Annotated in this window: 12 protein-coding genes and 1 pseudogene; 5 read left to right on the forward strand and 8 right to left on the reverse strand. The window is 66.1% G+C overall.

Features of this window, described 5'->3' with window-relative positions; translation table 11 throughout:
• Positions 1 to 17 precede the first annotated feature (17 nt).
• From NVV90_RS11055 to NVV90_RS11065, 3 genes and pseudogenes are all read left to right on the forward strand, one after another.
• Positions 18 to 1701 (forward strand): annotated as a pseudogene (locus NVV90_RS11055) (FAD-binding dehydrogenase).
• A 9-nt stretch (positions 1702 to 1710) separates the two neighbouring features.
• Entirely contained in the window at positions 1711 to 2733 is a 1023-nt protein-coding gene (locus tag NVV90_RS11060) for an alpha/beta hydrolase (RefSeq protein ID WP_258437353.1), read from the forward strand.
• Positions 2730 to 3800, forward strand: coding sequence for an alpha/beta hydrolase (locus NVV90_RS11065; protein WP_258437354.1), 1071 nt, complete (start codon positions 2730 to 2732; stop codon positions 3798 to 3800). The genes NVV90_RS11060 and NVV90_RS11065 overlap by 4 nt, the downstream gene beginning before the upstream one ends.
• Positions 3801 to 3863: 63 nt before the next feature.
• On the opposite strand, the gene NVV90_RS11070 is transcribed toward NVV90_RS11065, so the two are convergent.
• The 3 genes from NVV90_RS11070 to leuA form a co-directional block, all read right to left on the reverse strand.
• The gene (locus NVV90_RS11070; protein ID WP_258437355.1) at positions 3864 to 4685 is read right to left on the reverse strand and encodes an isoprenyl transferase; all 822 of its coding nucleotides are present in this window, start codon (positions 4683 to 4685) and stop codon (positions 3864 to 3866) included.
• Between the two features lie 2 nt (positions 4686 to 4687).
• Positions 4688 to 5440, reverse strand: a complete 753-nt coding sequence (recO, locus tag NVV90_RS11075) for a DNA repair protein RecO (protein WP_258437356.1) — start codon at positions 5438 to 5440, stop codon at positions 4688 to 4690.
• Between the two features lie 86 nt (positions 5441 to 5526).
• The gene (gene leuA, locus NVV90_RS11080) at positions 5527 to 7266 is read right to left on the reverse strand and encodes a 2-isopropylmalate synthase (RefSeq protein WP_258437357.1); all 1740 of its coding nucleotides are present in this window, start codon (positions 7264 to 7266) and stop codon (positions 5527 to 5529) included.
• Between the two features lie 249 nt (positions 7267 to 7515).
• Here leuA and NVV90_RS11085 point away from each other — a divergent pair, with 249 nt between their 5' ends.
• Positions 7516 to 9468: a M13 family metallopeptidase gene (locus tag NVV90_RS11085; RefSeq protein ID WP_258437358.1), complete on the forward strand. Its 1953-nt coding sequence runs from the start codon at positions 7516 to 7518 to the stop codon at positions 9466 to 9468.
• A 72-nt stretch (positions 9469 to 9540) separates the two neighbouring features.
• Here NVV90_RS11085 and NVV90_RS11090 read toward each other — a convergent pair whose 3' ends face one another.
• The 5 genes from NVV90_RS11090 to NVV90_RS11110 all read right to left on the reverse strand — a co-directional run bounded on the left by NVV90_RS11090 (position 9541) and on the right by NVV90_RS11110 (position 15041).
• The gene (locus NVV90_RS11090) at positions 9541 to 11013 is read right to left on the reverse strand and encodes an LCP family protein (RefSeq protein ID WP_309304053.1); all 1473 of its coding nucleotides are present in this window, start codon (positions 11011 to 11013) and stop codon (positions 9541 to 9543) included.
• A 195-nt stretch (positions 11014 to 11208) separates the two neighbouring features.
• Complete coding sequence (gene era / locus NVV90_RS11095; protein WP_258437360.1) at positions 11209 to 12171, reverse strand: GTPase Era; 963 nt, start codon at positions 12169 to 12171, stop codon at positions 11209 to 11211.
• Complete coding sequence (locus NVV90_RS11100) at positions 12155 to 13486, reverse strand: hemolysin family protein (RefSeq protein WP_258437361.1); 1332 nt, start codon at positions 13484 to 13486, stop codon at positions 12155 to 12157. Before NVV90_RS11100 ends, era begins: the two co-directional genes overlap by 17 nt.
• Positions 13483 to 13956, reverse strand: coding sequence for an rRNA maturation RNase YbeY (gene ybeY / locus NVV90_RS11105; RefSeq protein ID WP_258437362.1), 474 nt, complete (start codon positions 13954 to 13956; stop codon positions 13483 to 13485). The genes NVV90_RS11100 and ybeY overlap by 4 nt, the downstream gene beginning before the upstream one ends.
• The gene (locus NVV90_RS11110) at positions 13953 to 15041 is read right to left on the reverse strand and encodes a PhoH family protein (protein ID WP_258437363.1); all 1089 of its coding nucleotides are present in this window, start codon (positions 15039 to 15041) and stop codon (positions 13953 to 13955) included. The genes ybeY and NVV90_RS11110 overlap by 4 nt, the downstream gene beginning before the upstream one ends.
• A gap of 421 nt (positions 15042 to 15462) precedes the next feature.
• Between NVV90_RS11110 and NVV90_RS11115 the strand changes: the two genes are divergently transcribed.
• Entirely contained in the window at positions 15463 to 16335 is an 873-nt protein-coding gene (locus tag NVV90_RS11115; protein WP_258441141.1) for a GerMN domain-containing protein, read from the forward strand.
• Positions 16336 to 16373 lie beyond the last annotated feature (38 nt).

Genomic DNA, 16373 nt, shown 5'->3' on the forward strand with positions numbered 1-16373 from the left:
AGGGCTAGCATGTACGCATGCCGATCCCTGAACGTGACACACATCATGCCGATGGGCGGATCAGGGCCGACGTCGTAGTGGTCGGTGCGGGCCTGTCCGGGCTGGTGGCCGCTGCACAGGCGTACACGGCCGGCAAGCGCGTTGCCGTGCTGGACCAGGAACCGGAAGCCTCCGTGGGAGGCCAGGCGCACTGGTCGTTCGGCGGGCTCTTCCTGGTGGACTCCCCGGAGCAGCGGCGGCTGGGCGTGAAGGACAGCGCCGAGCTCGCGTTGTCGGATTGGCTGGATTCGGCGGCCTTCGACCGCCCTGAAGATGCGATGGCCCGCCGGTGGGCCGAGGCCTACGTCCACTTCGCCGCCGGCGAGAAACGTTCCTGGCTCAGGAGCCTTGGCATCGGCCTGTTCCCGCTGGTGCAGTGGGCCGAACGCGGCGGCTACGGCCCGCAGGGGCACGGCAACTCCGTTCCGCGCTTCCACGTTGCATGGGGCACCGGACCGGCCATTGTTGAACCCTTCCTTGCGAAAGTCCGCGAGGGGGTTGCGGCCGGCAAAGTGTCAATGCACTTCCGCCACCGGGCTACTGCCTTGACGACGACGGCGGGCCGGGTCACGGGGGTCAACGGCGAGCTCCTGGAGCGGTCACCCGCCGGACGCGGCGTGGCATCCTCCCGGACCGCCGTCGGCGTCTTCGAGGCGGAGGCCGGGGCCGTGGTGGTGACCACAGGCGGCATCGGCGGAAACCACGCAACCGTCCGGAGGCAGTGGCCGGAGGGTACGGCCCCGCCCGCGCACCTGCTGAGCGGCGTGCCGGCGTCGGTGGACGGGGAGTTCCTGCCGGTGGTGGCCGCGGCCGGTGGTGCCCTGGTCAACGGCGACCGCATGTGGCACTACCCGGAGGGCGTCCACAACCATGATCCGGTCTGGCCGGACCACGGGATCCGGATCCTGCCCGGACCGTCGTCCCTGTGGCTGGATGCGACGGGGCAGCAACTGCCGGCACCGTTGTTCCCCGGCTTCGATTCCCTCGGTGCCCTGCGGCACATCCTCGGGACCGGGCATGGCTACTCCTGGTTCGTGCTCAACCGGACGATTGCGCTGAAGGAATTCGCCTTGTCCGGATCGGAGCAGAACCCTGACCTGACCGGCAAGGACATCAGGCTGCTGGCATCGCGGCTCAAACCGGGCAGCGACTCCCCCATCCGGCGGTTCCTGGAGCACGGCGTCGACTTCCTGGAGGCCGCGACGCCGCGGGAACTCGCCGCCAGGATGAACGACTTGACCGGGAAAGGCCTCATCGATGCGCGGCAGCTGGAGGCGATGATCCATGCACGGGACCTGCAGGTGGACAGCGGGCTCGGCAAGGACCTCCAGCTGGCGGCGATCCGCGCTGCCCGCCGCTTGCCACCGACAAGCGATGCGCGTGGTTCCGCCGCACCGCCTCACAGATCCAGCGCACGGCCCCCTGCTGGCGGTCCGTCTGTCCGTGCTAACGCGGAAAAGCCTGGGTGGGCTGCAGACGGACCTTGAGTCAAGGGTGCTCGACGCCGGTGGCCAGACGCTGGCCGGGCTCTACGCCGCGGGCGAGGCAGCGGGTTTCGGCGGCGGCGGCATCCACCGGTACCGCGCGCTGGAGGGGACCTTCCTGGGCGGTTGCCTGTTCTCCGGCCGGGCTGCCGGCCGCGCAGCAGTGGCCGGTGTCTAAGCTGGTGCCATGGAGTGGGAAACCGACATCCTGGGCGAGGACTTCCAGGCCTGCGCCTTTGAAGCAGCCGGCTCCGACGGAGTAGTCCGCCGGGCCACACTGGTCCGCCACCTCAATTCAGCTGCCGGACCGGACGGTACCGTCCGGTCCGGCAGAAACGGCGCCGTGTTGTTCCTGCACGGCTGGAGCGACTACTTCTTCAATGTGGAGCTGGCACGGTTCTGGAGCCAGCACGGATTCACGTTCTATGCCCTCGACATGCACAACCACGGGCGCAGCCTCCGGCCGGAAACGCCTGGCGGCTACGTAGCCCACCTGGACGACTACGACGCCGAGATCAGGAACGCGATCGATCTCATCCGTGCGGAGCAGGCCCAGGCCGCGGCCGGCACCCATGCACTCACCCTTATGGGCCACTCCACCGGGGGGCTCATCGCTGCCCTGTGGGTCAGCCGGAACCCCGAGGACGTCCAGTACTTGGTGCTGAACAGCCCCTGGCTTGAAATGCACGGCAGCTCGCTTGTGCGGCGTGCGGCACAGACCATGGTCGGCCCGATTGCGCGGCTGCGCCCCACCACAGTTCTGCGGCTGCCCGAGAGGGGTTTCTACTACCGCAGCATCAGCCTCTCCGCGGAAGGCGAATGGCTGGTGGACGACAAGATCAGGCCGCCCATGGCCTTTCCCGTCCGCGCCGGCTGGCTCCGGGCCGTGCTCGCCGGCCATTCCAGGGTGGCCCGTGGGCTGCGCATCGACATTCCGGTGCTGGTGCTGACCTCGTCCACAAGCGCAAACGGCATGGTGTGGCAGGAAGTGATGCGGCGCTCCGATGCTGTCCTGGATGTCAACGTCATTGCCGTGCGCGCCATGGCACTGGGCCGCACGGTCACGCTGGAGCGCGTGGATGGCGGCCTGCACGACGTCTTCCTGTCCGCGGCCCCGGTCCGGGCCGATGCCTATGCCAGGCTGGCCCGGTGGATCCGGGGTTTCATCGAGTACGAGGAGCCGGACCACCGGCTCGAAGGGGTGCAATGAGCGTCAACGAAACCACCCGTCCGCTCTGGACTCCGGATGTGCTGGGGCAGGGGTTTGAGGCTCTGGAGCTTCCCTTGCTCCCGGATGAAGAGGGGCCTGTTAAGGCAACCCTCGTCCGCCACCTTCCACCTGGCCCGATGCACCCGCACGGGATCCTGGATGCTCTGACCGCATTCACCAAGCGCCGGAGGCGGAACATTCCCGTGGATCCCGCGGGCCCGCCACGGGCCGTGCTCTACCTGCACGGATGGGCCGACTACTTCCTGCAGACCGAACTGGCCGAGTACTTGGGCGCTTCCGGGTTCCACTTCTATGCACTCGACCTGCGCAAGTTCGGCCGCAGCCTCCTGCCGGGCCAGACCCCGGGCTATACGACCGATCTGGCCGCCTACGACGAAGACATCGCGGCCGCGCTGCTCGCGATTGAGCAGGACGTCCTTGCCCGCACCGGGAGCACCACGGCTCCCACCATCCATATGATCGCCCATTCCCTGGGAGGCCTGGTGGCCGCACTGTGGGCGGACCGCCATCCTGGCCGCATCGGCACGCTGACGCTGAACGCACCGTGGCTCGAACTGCAGGGCAGCAGCCTCATCCGGAGCATTGCGATGCACCTGGTGGAGCCCTTCGCCCGGACGGACCCCAAGCGTCCCTTCCGTTTTCCCGAAATGCCCGCCTACTGGGAAAGCGTCAGCAGCGAGGCACACGGCGAATGGCTGCTCGACTCCGCCTGGCGGCCCAAGGCGTCGTTCCCCATCCGGGCGGGCTGGAGCAAGGCCGTCCTTGCCGGGCACAGCGCCGTCGAACGCAAACTCAACATCGACGCACCCGTGCTGGTGCTGCTGTCGGGGCGCACCCGCATCCAGGCGGAGTGGTCCGCGGAGCTCATGCGGGCGGACGCCGTGATCGACGTCGAGGAAACGTCACGGCGGGCCCTCGGCCTCGGCCGCCGCACCGCCGTGTTCCGCTACCCCGGCGCCCTGCACGACGTGTTCCTGTCGCGGCGGACCATCCGGCAGCAGGCGTACCGCGACGTTGCCATCTGGCTGGCCTCGTACCCCTACTGAGCCGCACCTGCCGATCCGTACCGCCGCTGGCGGCTGGTCCGGGTGCCAGGCCGCAGCGCGGCCCTATTGCGCCGGGGCGGCGTCCACAGCGCCGCCGTAGCGGCGGTCGCGTTTGGCATAGATTTCGACGGCGTCCCACAAGGTGCGGCGGTCGACGTCGGGCCAGAGCGTGTCCATGAAGACAAACTCGGCATAGGCGGACTGCCAGAGCAGGAAGTTCGACAGCCGCTGCTCGCCGGAGCTGCGCAGGAACAGGTCCACGTCCGGCAGATCCGGCTCATCCAAGTACTTCTGGATCGTCTTCTCGGTGACGGACCCCGGCTTCAGCCGCCCGGCCGCCACATCGTGGGCGATCGCGGACACGGCGTCGGCGATCTCGGCCCGCCCCCCGTAGTTGACGCACATGGTCAGCGTGCAGGTGTCGTTGCCGCGGGTGTAGTCCTCGGCATCCTCAAGTTCCTTGATGACTGAACCCCACAGCCGGGGCCGCCGGCCGGCCCAGCGGATGCGCACGCCCCAGTCGTCAAGCTGGTTTCGCTGGCGCCGTAGCACGTCCTTGTTGAATCCCATGAGGAAGCGGATTTCCTCAGGCGACCGCCGCCAGTTCTCGGTGGAGAATGCGTAGACGCTGACGTATTTGATGCCCAGTTCAATGGCACCGGCCATGACGTCCAGCAGCGCAGGTTCGCCTGCTTTGTGGCCCTCAATGCGGGGCAGGCCCCGCTGGTTGGCCCAGCGGCCGTTGCCGTCCATGACAATGGCGACGTGCCGGGGTATCAATTCCGCAGGGATGGCGGGGGGCACGGCCCCGGACGCATGCGGATACGGCGCGGTCACCGGGGCAGTCCGGGCCTGGCTTGTCTTGCTCTTCTTTCCGAGTGCCACAGTCAGCTTCGCTCCACGTGTCTAAGGGATTTCAATGCTCGTTCAAGGTGCCATTGCAGGTAGCTCGCCACGAGGCCGGCGGCTTCGCGGCGGTGCTGGGAATCGGAACCCTCTGCAGTTTTCCAGTCGCCGGTCAGCAGTGCGCCCAGCAGGATGACGGTCTCCGGTGCCGGTGCCGGTGATCCCGGTGGGCGGCACTCGGCGCAGACCATGCCGCCCAGCGGCGCCGCGAAGGCGCTGTGCGGCCCCGCGGCACCGCATCGGGCACAATCGGTGAAGCTCGGTGCCCAGCCACCGGTGGCCAGGGCACGGAGCAAATAGGAATCGAGAATCAGTTCCGGTGGATGGTCCGAACGGCTCAACGCTGCCAGCGCACCAACCAGCAGGTTGTACTGCGCGGTGCCCGATTCGGCATCGGCGTCGGTCAGTTTCTCGGCGGTCTCCGTCATGGCGGCGGCCACGGTGTAGCGCCCATAGTCGGCGGCAATGCTGCTGCCGTAGGCGCCCTTGGCCACGGCCTGGGTCACGATATCGAGCGTGCGGCCGGAGACAAGCTGCAGATCGGCCACCATGAACGGTTCCAACCGCGCCCCGAAGCGGCTGCTGGTCCGTCGCACACCCTTGGCGACGGCCCGCACCTGCCCGTGGTGCTTGGTGAGCAGGGTGATGATGCGGTCGGCCTCACCGAGTTTGTGGGTGCGCAGCACTACGGCGTCGTCCCGGTAGGACCGTGCTGCAAAGGAAGGATTGGCCACAGTCAATCTTCGCACCATGCCGCTGTTGCCGCGCACCACCAGGGCTGTGTGGCGCCGGTGAATCCCGGCGCCACACAGGGCGGTACTCAGGCCCGGGCGTCCCGGACTGCGCGGTTCACGGCAGAAATCAGGGCCTTCAGCGAGGAGGTGGTGGTGCTGGGGTCGATGCCCACGCCCCACAGGACCCGCTCGCCAACAGCGCACTCGACATAGGCGGCCGCGCTGGCGCTGCCACCCTCCGAGAGGGCGTGTTCGCTGTAGTCAAGGACGCGGACGTCCACACCGTCATGGTGCAGGATGTCGAGCAGGGCGGCTATGGGGCCATTGCCGTGGCCGGTCCGGCGGGCTTCCGTGCCGTCGATGCGCAGCGTGGCGTTCATGGTCATTGCACCGGTTTCATCGGTTTCGGTGCTGACACTGCCCAGTGAGTAACGGCCCCACTGGCTGGCGGCGTCATCTGAGGGCAGGTACTCGTCCTGGAAGACCTGCCACAGCTGGGCTCCGCTGACCTCACCGCCGACGGCGTCGGTCTGCCGCTGGATGACACCGGAGAACTCGATCTGCGCACGGCGCGGGAGGTCCAGGTTGTGCTCGTTCTTGAGCAGGTACGCCACGCCGCCCTTGCCGGACTGCGAGTTGACGCGGATGACGGCCTCATAGCTGCGACCCAGGTCCTTGGGGTCGATGGGCAGGTAGGGAACCTGCCAGGTGAAGTCGTCGACTTCCTTGCCGGCGGCTGCCGCATCCTTCTCCAGGGCTTCGAAGCCTTTCTTGATGGCGTCCTGGTGGGAGCCGGAGAATGCGGTGAAGACGAGGTCTCCGCCGTAGGGTGAGCGCTCCGGTACGGGCAGCTGGTTGCAGTACTCCACCGTGCGGCGGATCTCGTCGATGTCCGAGAAGTCGATCATCGGGTCTACGCCCTGGACGAACATGTTCAGGCCCAGGGTGACGAGGTCCACGTTGCCGGTGCGCTCACCGTTGCCGAACAGGCAGCCTTCGATGCGGTCGGCGCCGGCCAGGTAGCCGAGTTCCGCGGCGGCAACGCCGGTGCCTCGGTCATTGTGCGGGTGAAGGGAGATGATGATGCCCTCGCGCGGGTGCAGATTGCGGTGCATCCACTCGATCGAGTCCGCGTAGACGTTCGGGGTGGCCATTTCGACCGTGGCGGGCAGGTTGATGATGACCTGCTTGTCGGCGGACGCCTCGAAGATATCGGCGATGGCGTTGCAGACGCGGACGGCGTATTCGAGCTCGGTCCCGGTGAATGACTCGGGCGAGTACTCGTACGTGATGTGGGTGTCAGTGAGGGTTTCCTCGTACTTCTTGCACAGGCGCGCACCTTGCAGTGCGATGTCGAGGATACCGTCCTCGTCCTGGTTGAAGACCACCCGGCGCTGCAGCACGGACGTGGAGTTGTAGAGGTGGACGATGGCCTGCTTGGCACCGACCAGGGACTCGTAGGTCCGCTCGATCAGGTGCTCGCGGGCCTGGGTCAGGACCTGGATGGTGACGTCGTCCGGGATGTGGCCGCCTTCGATCAGCTGGCGCACGAAGTCGAAGTCGGTCTGCGAGGCGGAGGGGAAACCAACCTCGATTTCCTTGAAGCCCATCTTGACCAGCAGCTGGAACATCTTCAGCTTGCGGGCCGGGCTCATGGGGTCGATCAGCGCCTGGTTGCCGTCACGGAGGTCCACGGCGCACCAGCGGGGTGCCTGGGTGATGACCTTGTCCGGCCAGGTGCGGTCCGGGAGCTCAACGCTGATCTGGTCCTGGAAGGGAATGTAGCGGTGGATCGGCATGCCGGAGGGCTTTTGTGCATTGCGCATGGAGTGGAGGCCTTTTCTCTCAGAGTCTACGGAAGCTTGGCCGGGCAACACGAAACTCCGCGGCGAGGATGGCCCAGCGTCAGATCGCTTTAGGCCTCGCCGCGGCAGCTAAGAAGAAGCATTCCTGCACGCACATTTTCACAGTAACACGTTGCGTATGATGACAGTGCAACACCCTATGCAACGTCCACTATGCAGACGCGGCAACGGTGGCAACGCCGGCCGCGCAGCGTCGTCCAAGGAGCTCTTGTGCCACAGTCGGGGATCACCCTGTCCAACATCGATCACAGCGTCCGGCCGCAGGACGACCTTTACCAGCACGTCAACGGCGCCTGGCTGAAGAACACCGAGATCCCCGCTGACAGGCCGCTCGAGGGAACGTTCACCTCGTTGCGGGACGGCGCCGAGCTGGCCGTCAAGGCGATCATCGAGGAAGCCGCGGCGAAGGGCGCCGCCGGTACCGGCGTCGAGCGCCAGGTAGGTGCACTGTACGCGAGCTTCATGGACGAGGCCGCCGCGGAGGCGAAAGGGATGGAACCGATCCGGGCACGGCTGGCCGAGGTCTTCTCCACCGGCTCCGTTGCTGAGCTGATGGCGCTCGTGGGGCGCCTGTTCCGCTGTGACGTGTCGGGCCTGTTCTCAATCTACCCCGCGCCCGACGCCGGCAACCCGGAGCGCGTGCTGCTCTACACCGGCCAGGGCGGGCTGGGCCTGCCCGACGAGTCCTACTACCGCGAGGAAAAATTCGCGCCGATCGTGGCAGGCTACGGTGAGTACATCGCCGGGATCCTTGGCCTGGCCGGTGTCCCCGATGCCGAGGCAGCTGCCGGCCGCATCGTCGCCCTGGAAACCGCACTGGCCTCACACCACTGGGACAACGTCACGCTGCGGGATCCCCAGAAGACCTACAACCTGAAGACGGCGGAAGAAGGCAGCAAGCTCTTCCCTTTGCTGGACACCTGGTTCGAGGCCGCCCGGATTGATCCGGACAAGCGGACTGAACTGGTGTTCAGCACCCCGGACTTCTTCACCGGCGCCGCGGCGCTGCTCGAAACGGTGGAGTTGGGAACGTGGCAGGAGTGGCTCGCACTCCGCGTGGTCAATTCGGCGGCCCCGTACCTGTCCCGCGAGTTCGTGGAGGCCAATTTCGCCTTCTACGGCACCACGCTGAGCGGCACACCGCAGAACAAGGACCGCTGGAAGCGGGGCGTCGCCGTCGTCGAGGCCGCCCTTGGCGAAGCTGTCGGCCAGATCTACGTTGACCGGCACTTCCCGGAAGGCCACAAGGCAAGGATGCAGACGCTCGTCGCCAACTTGATCGAGGCCTACCGGCAGAGCATCACCGGGCTGGAGTGGATGGGCCAGGAGACCAAAGAGGAAGCGCTGAAGAAGCTGGCCGCGTTCCGCCCCAAGATCGGCTTCCCGGATGAGTGGATCGACTACTCGGCGGTCGTGATCGATCCTGCGGACCTGCTGGGCAACGTCGAACGCGCGCACAACGCCGACGTCGACCGCCACCTGGATGAGGTGGGCAAGCCCGTGGACCTGAACAAGTGGCTCATGACGCCGCAGACCGTCAACGCCTACTACCACCCGATGCTGAATGAGATTGTGTTCCCTGCCGCGATCCTGCAGCCTCCGTTCTTCACCGCCGAGGCAGACGACGCCGTCAACTACGGCGGCATCGGCGCCGTCATCGGGCACGAGATCGGGCACGGCTTCGACGACCAGGGCTCACAGTTCGACGGCAGCGGCGCACTCCGCAACTGGTGGAGCGCGGATGACCGCACGGCGTTTGAAGGGCTGACGGCCAAGCTGGTGGCCCAGTTCGATGCCCTCTCCCCGCACGCCGCCCCGGAGCACAAGGTCAACGGCAAGCTGACGCTGGGCGAGAACATCGGCGATCTTGGCGGGCTGACCATCGCCTATAAGGCCTACTTGCTGAGCCTGGACGGCGCCGAGCCTGAGGTACTGGATGGCATGACCGGCCAGCAGCGCTTCTTCATGTCCTGGGCTGCCGGATGGCGGCAGGTCATCCGCCCGGAAGAGGCCGTCCGGCGCCTCGCCACCGACCCCCACTCCCCCAACGAGTTCCGCACGAACGCCATCGCCCGGAACCTCGGTTCATTCCATGAGGCGTTCGGCGTGGACCGGGACGACGCCATGTGGATGTCGCCGGAGGAGCGCGTCAGCATCTGGTAGGAAGACAACAGCCTGCCGCCCGGAACGGGCGGCAGGCTGTTGCGCAGCGGCCGTGCTGCCGGGCTGGGCCGGCTAGCCCGTGATCAGGAAGGGATTGGCCGTCTGGCACACCGCATCGCCGGCCGTTTGGTTGACGACATCGTCGGGGACGGATGCGGCACCATACGTGCTTCCGCTGCTGAAGTCCCCGCCGACATAGAACTGGACGCCGGACACCGCTTTGGAGAGCTGCACTTGGGCGGCCGGGATGCCGTAGAGGGCAGCCACATCGGCGGCGACGTCCGCAAAACCATCACCGTAGTAGACCACGGTCTGTGCGACCGGGTTGGCGGCATAGGCGATGGCCTGGGTGAAGCCGTCGCCGGTCAGGGTCGCCATGAGTTCCTGGGCACGCCCGGCCAGTCCGCTGCCGTCGGCCACGGCGACCGGCTGGAGGGCCTTGTTGTAGGCGGGCACTGCGGGGGTTGCCGGAGCCGAGGCGCTGGCGGTGGGTTCAGCACTGGCTGAGGCGCTGGGCGTGGGGCTGGCGGTGGCTCCGGGTGTTGTCAGGTCCAGGTCGGCCCGGAGGGCCCCGAACAACTGCGAGGCCTGGGGCTCGAGAAGTTCCAGCCTGTTGACGTCACTCCGTGCCGCGGTGATCGGTGCGGAGACGAACGCAACCTTGGAAACGTCGATGTCCTTGAGCCTGCTGCCGATGGTCAGGAGCGCGGGCACACTGGCCAGGCCCTCATCAACGGTGAGGTTCTGGGTCACGACGTCGGCAATAGTCAGGAGCTTCTGGGGGTTGCCCAGCGTACCGTCCGCCTTCAGTTTGCGGGTCAGCGAGGACAGGAAACTCTGCTGCGCCTTGATCCGGCCGAGGTCGCTGCCGTCGCCGAAGGCATGGCGGCTCCGAAGGAAGGACAGGGCCTGCTCGCCTTCCACCATGGAGTTGCCCTTGGGCAGACGCAGGCCGGAGTCCGGATCGAAGACCGCATCACTGACGCAGACCTGGACGCCGCCGACGGATTTGGACAGTTCCTTGACGGCATTGAAGTCGGCCATCATGAAGTGGTCGATTTCCAGGCCGGTCAGCTTGTTGACCGTGTCCACGGCGCAGCCGATGCCGGCTTCGGCCATGGCCTCGTTGATCATGACCCCGCTGCGTGCGGGGAATACTGTATTCGTCTTCCGGTCGGTGCACTGTGGAACATCCACCAGCAAATCGCGGGGGAAGCTGATGACGCTGACGCGTTTATTGTCTGCGGAGATGTCCAGCAGCATCATGACGTCCGAGTTGCCATAGCCTGCCGACATCTCCACCCCACCGTACTGGGCGTTTTTCCCCTCACGGGTGTCCGAGCCAAGGATGAGGATCTGAAGCCTGTCGGTGCTGTCGCTGACGGCCGACTGCGTCTTCTGGCCTGCGGTCAGCGGTTCCTTGGTGATGTTCGTCTGGAGGCGGATGTACCAGAAAGCCGCAAAGGCAACACCGGCGACAAGAACCACGGCAACCACGCCAGTCACGATCTTCAGCCAGAGCGGAAGACCTTTCTGCGGATTCATGTGGCGGGGCGTGCCGGGGCCTGTCCCATGGCGTGCTGCACCGGGACCGGCTGCGCCGGAGACCTGTGCGCGGGCGTCGCGACGTCGCACTACTCGGTGTACCTTTCCTCGAACATTGGATTCCGGCCATCATAGTGGCCGAATCTGGGAAGTCCCTCGGGGCGCCCCGGCGTACGCAGTGTCCGGGGCCGGGAATCAGAAGCCGAGCTTCACCAGCTGCTTGGGGTCACGCTGCCAGTCCTTGGCAACTTTGACGTGCAGGTCGAGGTAGATCCGTGTGCCCAGGAGCGTCTCGATTCCCTTGCGGGCATTGGTTCCGACTTCGCGCAACCGCGCACCACCCTTGCCGATGATGATGGCTTTCTGCGAGGGACGCTCGACGTACAGGTTCACGCGGACGTCCAGCAGCGGGTTGTCTTCCGTGCGGCCTTCGCGAGACACGATTTCTTCGACCACCACGGCCAGGGAGTGCGGAAGCTCGTCGCGGACGCCCTCGAGGGCCGCCTCGCGGATGAGCTCGGCGATCATGACGGCTTCGGGCTCGTCCGTCAGGTGCCCGTCCGGATACAGCGGCGGAGACGCCGGCATGTGTCCGATGAGGACATCGGCCACGGTGGCAACCTGGAAGCCGTCGACGGCGGAGACCGGGACGATATCCGCCCAGCCTGCCTCACCCATGACCTCGCGGCCCAGTGCGGCGACGGCAAGGAGCTGTTCCGTCAGCGCCTGGCGGTCCACGGTGTCGGCCTTGGTGACAATCGCGATGACCGGCTTGTTGCCGATGGCGGCCAGCTGGGCGGCGATGTACTTGTCGCCCGGGCCGATCTTCTCGTTGGCCGGCAGGCAGAAGCCGATGGCGTCCACCTCGGCGAGCGTGTCCGCGACCAGGTCGTTGAGGCGCTTGCCCAGGAGCGTACGCGGGCGGTGCAGGCCCGGGGTGTCCACAAGGATCAGCTGGGCGTCCTCGCGGTGGACGATGCCGCGGATGGTGTGGCGGGTGGTCTGCGGCTTGGCCGAGGTAATGGCGACCTTCTGGCCGACCAGCGCATTGGTCAGCGTGGACTTGCCGGCGTTGGGCCTGCCCACGAGGACCGAGAACCCGGCGTGGAAGCCACCGTAAGCGTCATCGGCGTCGGACTTCTTATTTTGCTTGCTCACGTGGAACTCCCTGTTGCGTTGTGTCGGCCTCGTCAAGAAGGTCTTCAAGGTCAGTGTCTTCCTTCGGCATGGCTGCCGCAATGATGTGGCTGACCCGGTTTCGGCGACCCTCCAGCCTATCTGCCTTTAGGGACACCCCGCTGACTTCGACGGCGCTGCCGGCGATCGGGACCTGTCCGAGGGCCTTGGCGAACAGCCCGCCCACGCTGTCCACTTCGTCGTCGTCAAGGTCGATGTCGAACAGTTCCCCGAGGTCGTCGATGCTCATCCGGGCGCTGACCCGGAAGCTGCCGTCACCCAGGTCGACGGCTTCCTCGGCGGCGGCATCGTACTCGTCCACGATCTCGCCGACGATTTCTTCGATGAGGTCCTCCAGCGTCACAAGACCTGCGGTTCCGCCGTATTCGTCGATGACAATGGCCACGTGCGTGGATTCCTGCTGCAGTTCCTTCAGGAGATCGCTGACCGGTTTGGATTCGGGAACGTAGCGGGCCTCCCGTGCCAGGGAATCAACATCGCCCGGCCGCTGGAGCGCGTCGCCATGGTGCAGGGCGGCAGCAACGTCCTTGAGGTACAGGATGCCCAGGATCTGGTCGGTGTTTTCGCCGATGACCGGGATGCGCGAGTAGCCGGAGCGCAGGAACAGCGCCATGGCTTCCTCGAGTCCGGTGCCTGTGCCAAGGCTCACAATGTCCGTCCGCGGAACCATGACGGAGCGGACCAGGGTGTCGCCGAAATCGAAGACCGAGTGGATCAACTCGGCCTCGTTGTCCTCGATCATGTCCGATTCCGCTGCGCGGTCCACGAATTCCCGGAACTCTTCCTCGCTGACGAATGCATCGTCGCCGGCCGGCGCGCCCGGCGCCACGGCGCTGCCCAGGGCCACAAGCCAGCCGGGGATGGGGCCCAGGATCCAGCACAGGAACCTGATGAGGGGTGCGGTGAAACGCACCACGCCGGCGGAATGCGTGCGCCCCAGCTGCCGCGGGGAGACGCCGACCAGGACAAAGCCGATGACAGCCATGATGCCCGTGGCCGCGAGTCCGGCGAGCCAGACGTTGTCCAGCAGGCTGAGCATGACGACGGCGACGGCGACCGCTGCCGCCATTTCGAACCAGACCCGCCAGAACCGCAGGGCCCGGATATGGGCCACCGGGTTTTCCAGGATACGACGCAGGGAATTCCCGCGGCTCTTGAGGACGGCCTGTTCGGCTTCGTGGCGCGGCACGAAGTTGAAGGCAGCCTCGGCGGCAGTCAGCAGGGCGACGAAGCTCAGGAACACCAACGCCATGCCGACGAGGATGACAGGGGTCACTTCATGGTCTCCGTGGGGGCTTCCTTGCCCAGGAACTCAGACAGCAGATCGCGCTGCAGGCCGAACATTTCTTCCTTTTCCTCCGGCTCGGCGTGATCGAAGCCGAGCAGGTGCAGGATGCCGTGGGTGGTCAGCAGGAGCATCTCGTCCTGCGTCGCATGCCCGGCGTTGCGCGCCTGGACCTCGGCAACCTGCGGGCAGATGGCAATGTCCCCGAGCATTCCCTGGGGCGTCGGCTTGCCGGGTGTGCCCGGTGTCAGCTCGTCCATGGGAACCGACAACACATCCGTGGAGCCGGGCTCATCCATCAGCTCGATGTGGAGCTTTTCCATGGCGGGCTCGTCCACCAGGAGGATGGACAGCTCGGCCTGCGGGTGGATGTAGAGCCGCTCAAAAATGAAGCGCGCCAGCGTGACCAGCTGCACCTCGTCCACTTGGACGCCGGACTCGTTGTTGACTTCAATGCTCATTTGCGTTCTCCACGTTGGTGTTGGGGACCTGTTGGGCGGGCACCGGTCCGGTGCGCTTCGTCCCAGTTGCCGTAGGCGGTCACGATATCCGCCACCAACCGGTGCCGGACCACGTCGGCAGCGTCAAGGACCGTGAAATTGATGTCCTCAATCCCGTTGAGGATTTCCCGGACGATCCTCAGCCCTGACGTGGCGCCAACGGGCAGGTCCACCTGGGTGACATCCCCCGTAACCACCATCTTGGAGCCGAAGCCGAGGCGCGTGAGGAACATCTTCATTTGTTCCGGCGTGGTGTTCTGGGCTTCGTCGAGAATGATGAAGGCATCGTTGAGGGTGCGGCCGCGCATGTAGGCAAGCGGCGCCACTTCGAGCGTGCCGGCCGCCATGAGCCGGGGAATGGATTCGGGATCCATCATGTCGTGCAGGGCGTCGTAGAGAGGGCGCAGGTACGGATCGATCTTGTCGCTCATTGTGCCCGGGAGGAAGCCCAGGCGCTCGCCTGCTTCGACGGCGGGCCGGGTCAGGATGATGCGGCTGACCTCTTTGAGCTGCAGCGCCTGGACTGCCTTGGCCACAGCAAGGTAAGTCTTGCCCGTACCAGCGGGGCCAATCCCGAAGATCACGGTGTTCGCGTCAATCGCGTCCACATAATTCTTCTGGTTCAGCGTCTTGGGTCGGATGGTCCGGCCGCGGCTCGAGAGGATGTTGTGGGTGAGGACGTCCACGGGGTTCTGCACGGACTGGCTGCGCAACAGGGACACGAGTTGCTGCAGGATGTCCGGCGTGATGATGGTCCCCTTGGCAACCAGTCCCCTGACTTCCTCCAGCAGCCGCATGATGCGCGGCATGATCGTGGTTGGGCCGCTCATGGACAGTTCGTTGCCCCGCACGTGGAAGTCGACGCCGGGAAACTGTTCCTCGATGAAGCGCAGGGCCTCATCGTGGCTGCCAAGCGACTGAACCATCTGGTCGGAGTTGTCGAAGACGACAACTTCCGTACGGGTACCCGGAACGCTGTGCGGAAATTCCGTCGGTGCGATGTTGCCGTTGTTGGCCCGCGGCCGTCCATTCAGTGATTCAGTCATAGTGCCGGCCGTTTGGCCCGTGCTCCTCCGGTTCGGGAACTTCCGCTACATGGTCTCCGTCAACCGTCCAGAACCCGGAGGTCCCGCACGGATGCCGGAATGCCTTCAATCCTACGCCAGCCTGCCGGCCGGGGACCCGCAGAGCAGACGGGCGGCGGCGGCGTTTCCGGGGTGTTCCCGGAATTTGATCTCAACTCAGCATCGGCCGCATATCAATCCGATTGCAGTTGACTTGCCTCCGGCAAAAGCCCCGCCGACTGCCCCGGCCGTGTGTCAAGCTGGCAATACGGCACGAAAAGGCCGATCTGGACAGGGCAGGCCCCAACGCAGCCCGGAGGCAAGGAAAATCGAGATCACCCAGCAGGCGAGCACCCTCGAGGGCGCCCGGAAGCGGACCCGGTCCGCGAAGGCGGCACCCGTGCTGCTTGCTGCGCTCCTCCTGACGGGCTGCATCGCGAGCGGTGGAAGTACTCCGCCCCCGTCCACCACCCCGTCGGTTGTGGCGCAGACAGCACCGGCCAGCAACGCCCCGCTCGAAACGACGCAGGCCTCCACCAAGGTTCCGGTGTACTGGATCGGGCGCAGCGGCGCCGACATCTCCCTCTACCGTGAATTCCGGGACATTACCGGCGACGAGAACCCCATCACGACGGCCTTGCGGATCATGATGGCGCAGAAGCCCCTCGACCACGATTTCTTCACCCCGTGGCAGGACCCGGCCAGCCTGGCGACGTCGATCTCGGGCAAGAACATCATCACCGTGGACATGTCACGGGACGCCTTCAATTCGAACCTGGATGCCGGCATGGCCGAGCGGGCCGTGCAGCAGCTGGTCTACACCGCCAGCGCGGCGGCCTCCACCTCGGGCCTGGTGAATTCGGGGCAGCAGATCCAGGTGGTGATCCTGGTCGATGGCCACAAGGACTTCATGGCCTTCGGGCAAGTCAAGCTTGGTGGGCCCATGGCCCGCGATGCCTCGCTGGTGGCCCCGGTCTGGATCATTGATCCGCAGGAAGACATGTCGCTGCCCGGGGGCCCGGTCAAGTTCAACGGCCGCAGCACCGACACGGCCAAGGCCCTGCGCTGGCAGATCCAGCGCGAGAGCGGAACCGGCGAGAAATCGGACTACCTCAACGGACAGACAACAGCGTCCACCGTTCCCGGTGAGGGCGGCGTCTTCAGCTTTGCGGTGACCCTGGCGCAAGGAAAGTACGAGCTCCGTGTCTCCCAGCTTGGCGGCCCGGCCGGTGCAACGGAGCTGAACACGGACACCAGGACCTTCAGCGTCCGCTGACGACGGGTGGATGGTGACGGCAGGCCGGTGACAGCTCC

It is taken from the genome of Arthrobacter sp. CJ23 (genome assembly GCF_024741795.1).
Classification (GTDB): Bacteria; Actinomycetota; Actinomycetes; order Actinomycetales; family Micrococcaceae; genus Arthrobacter.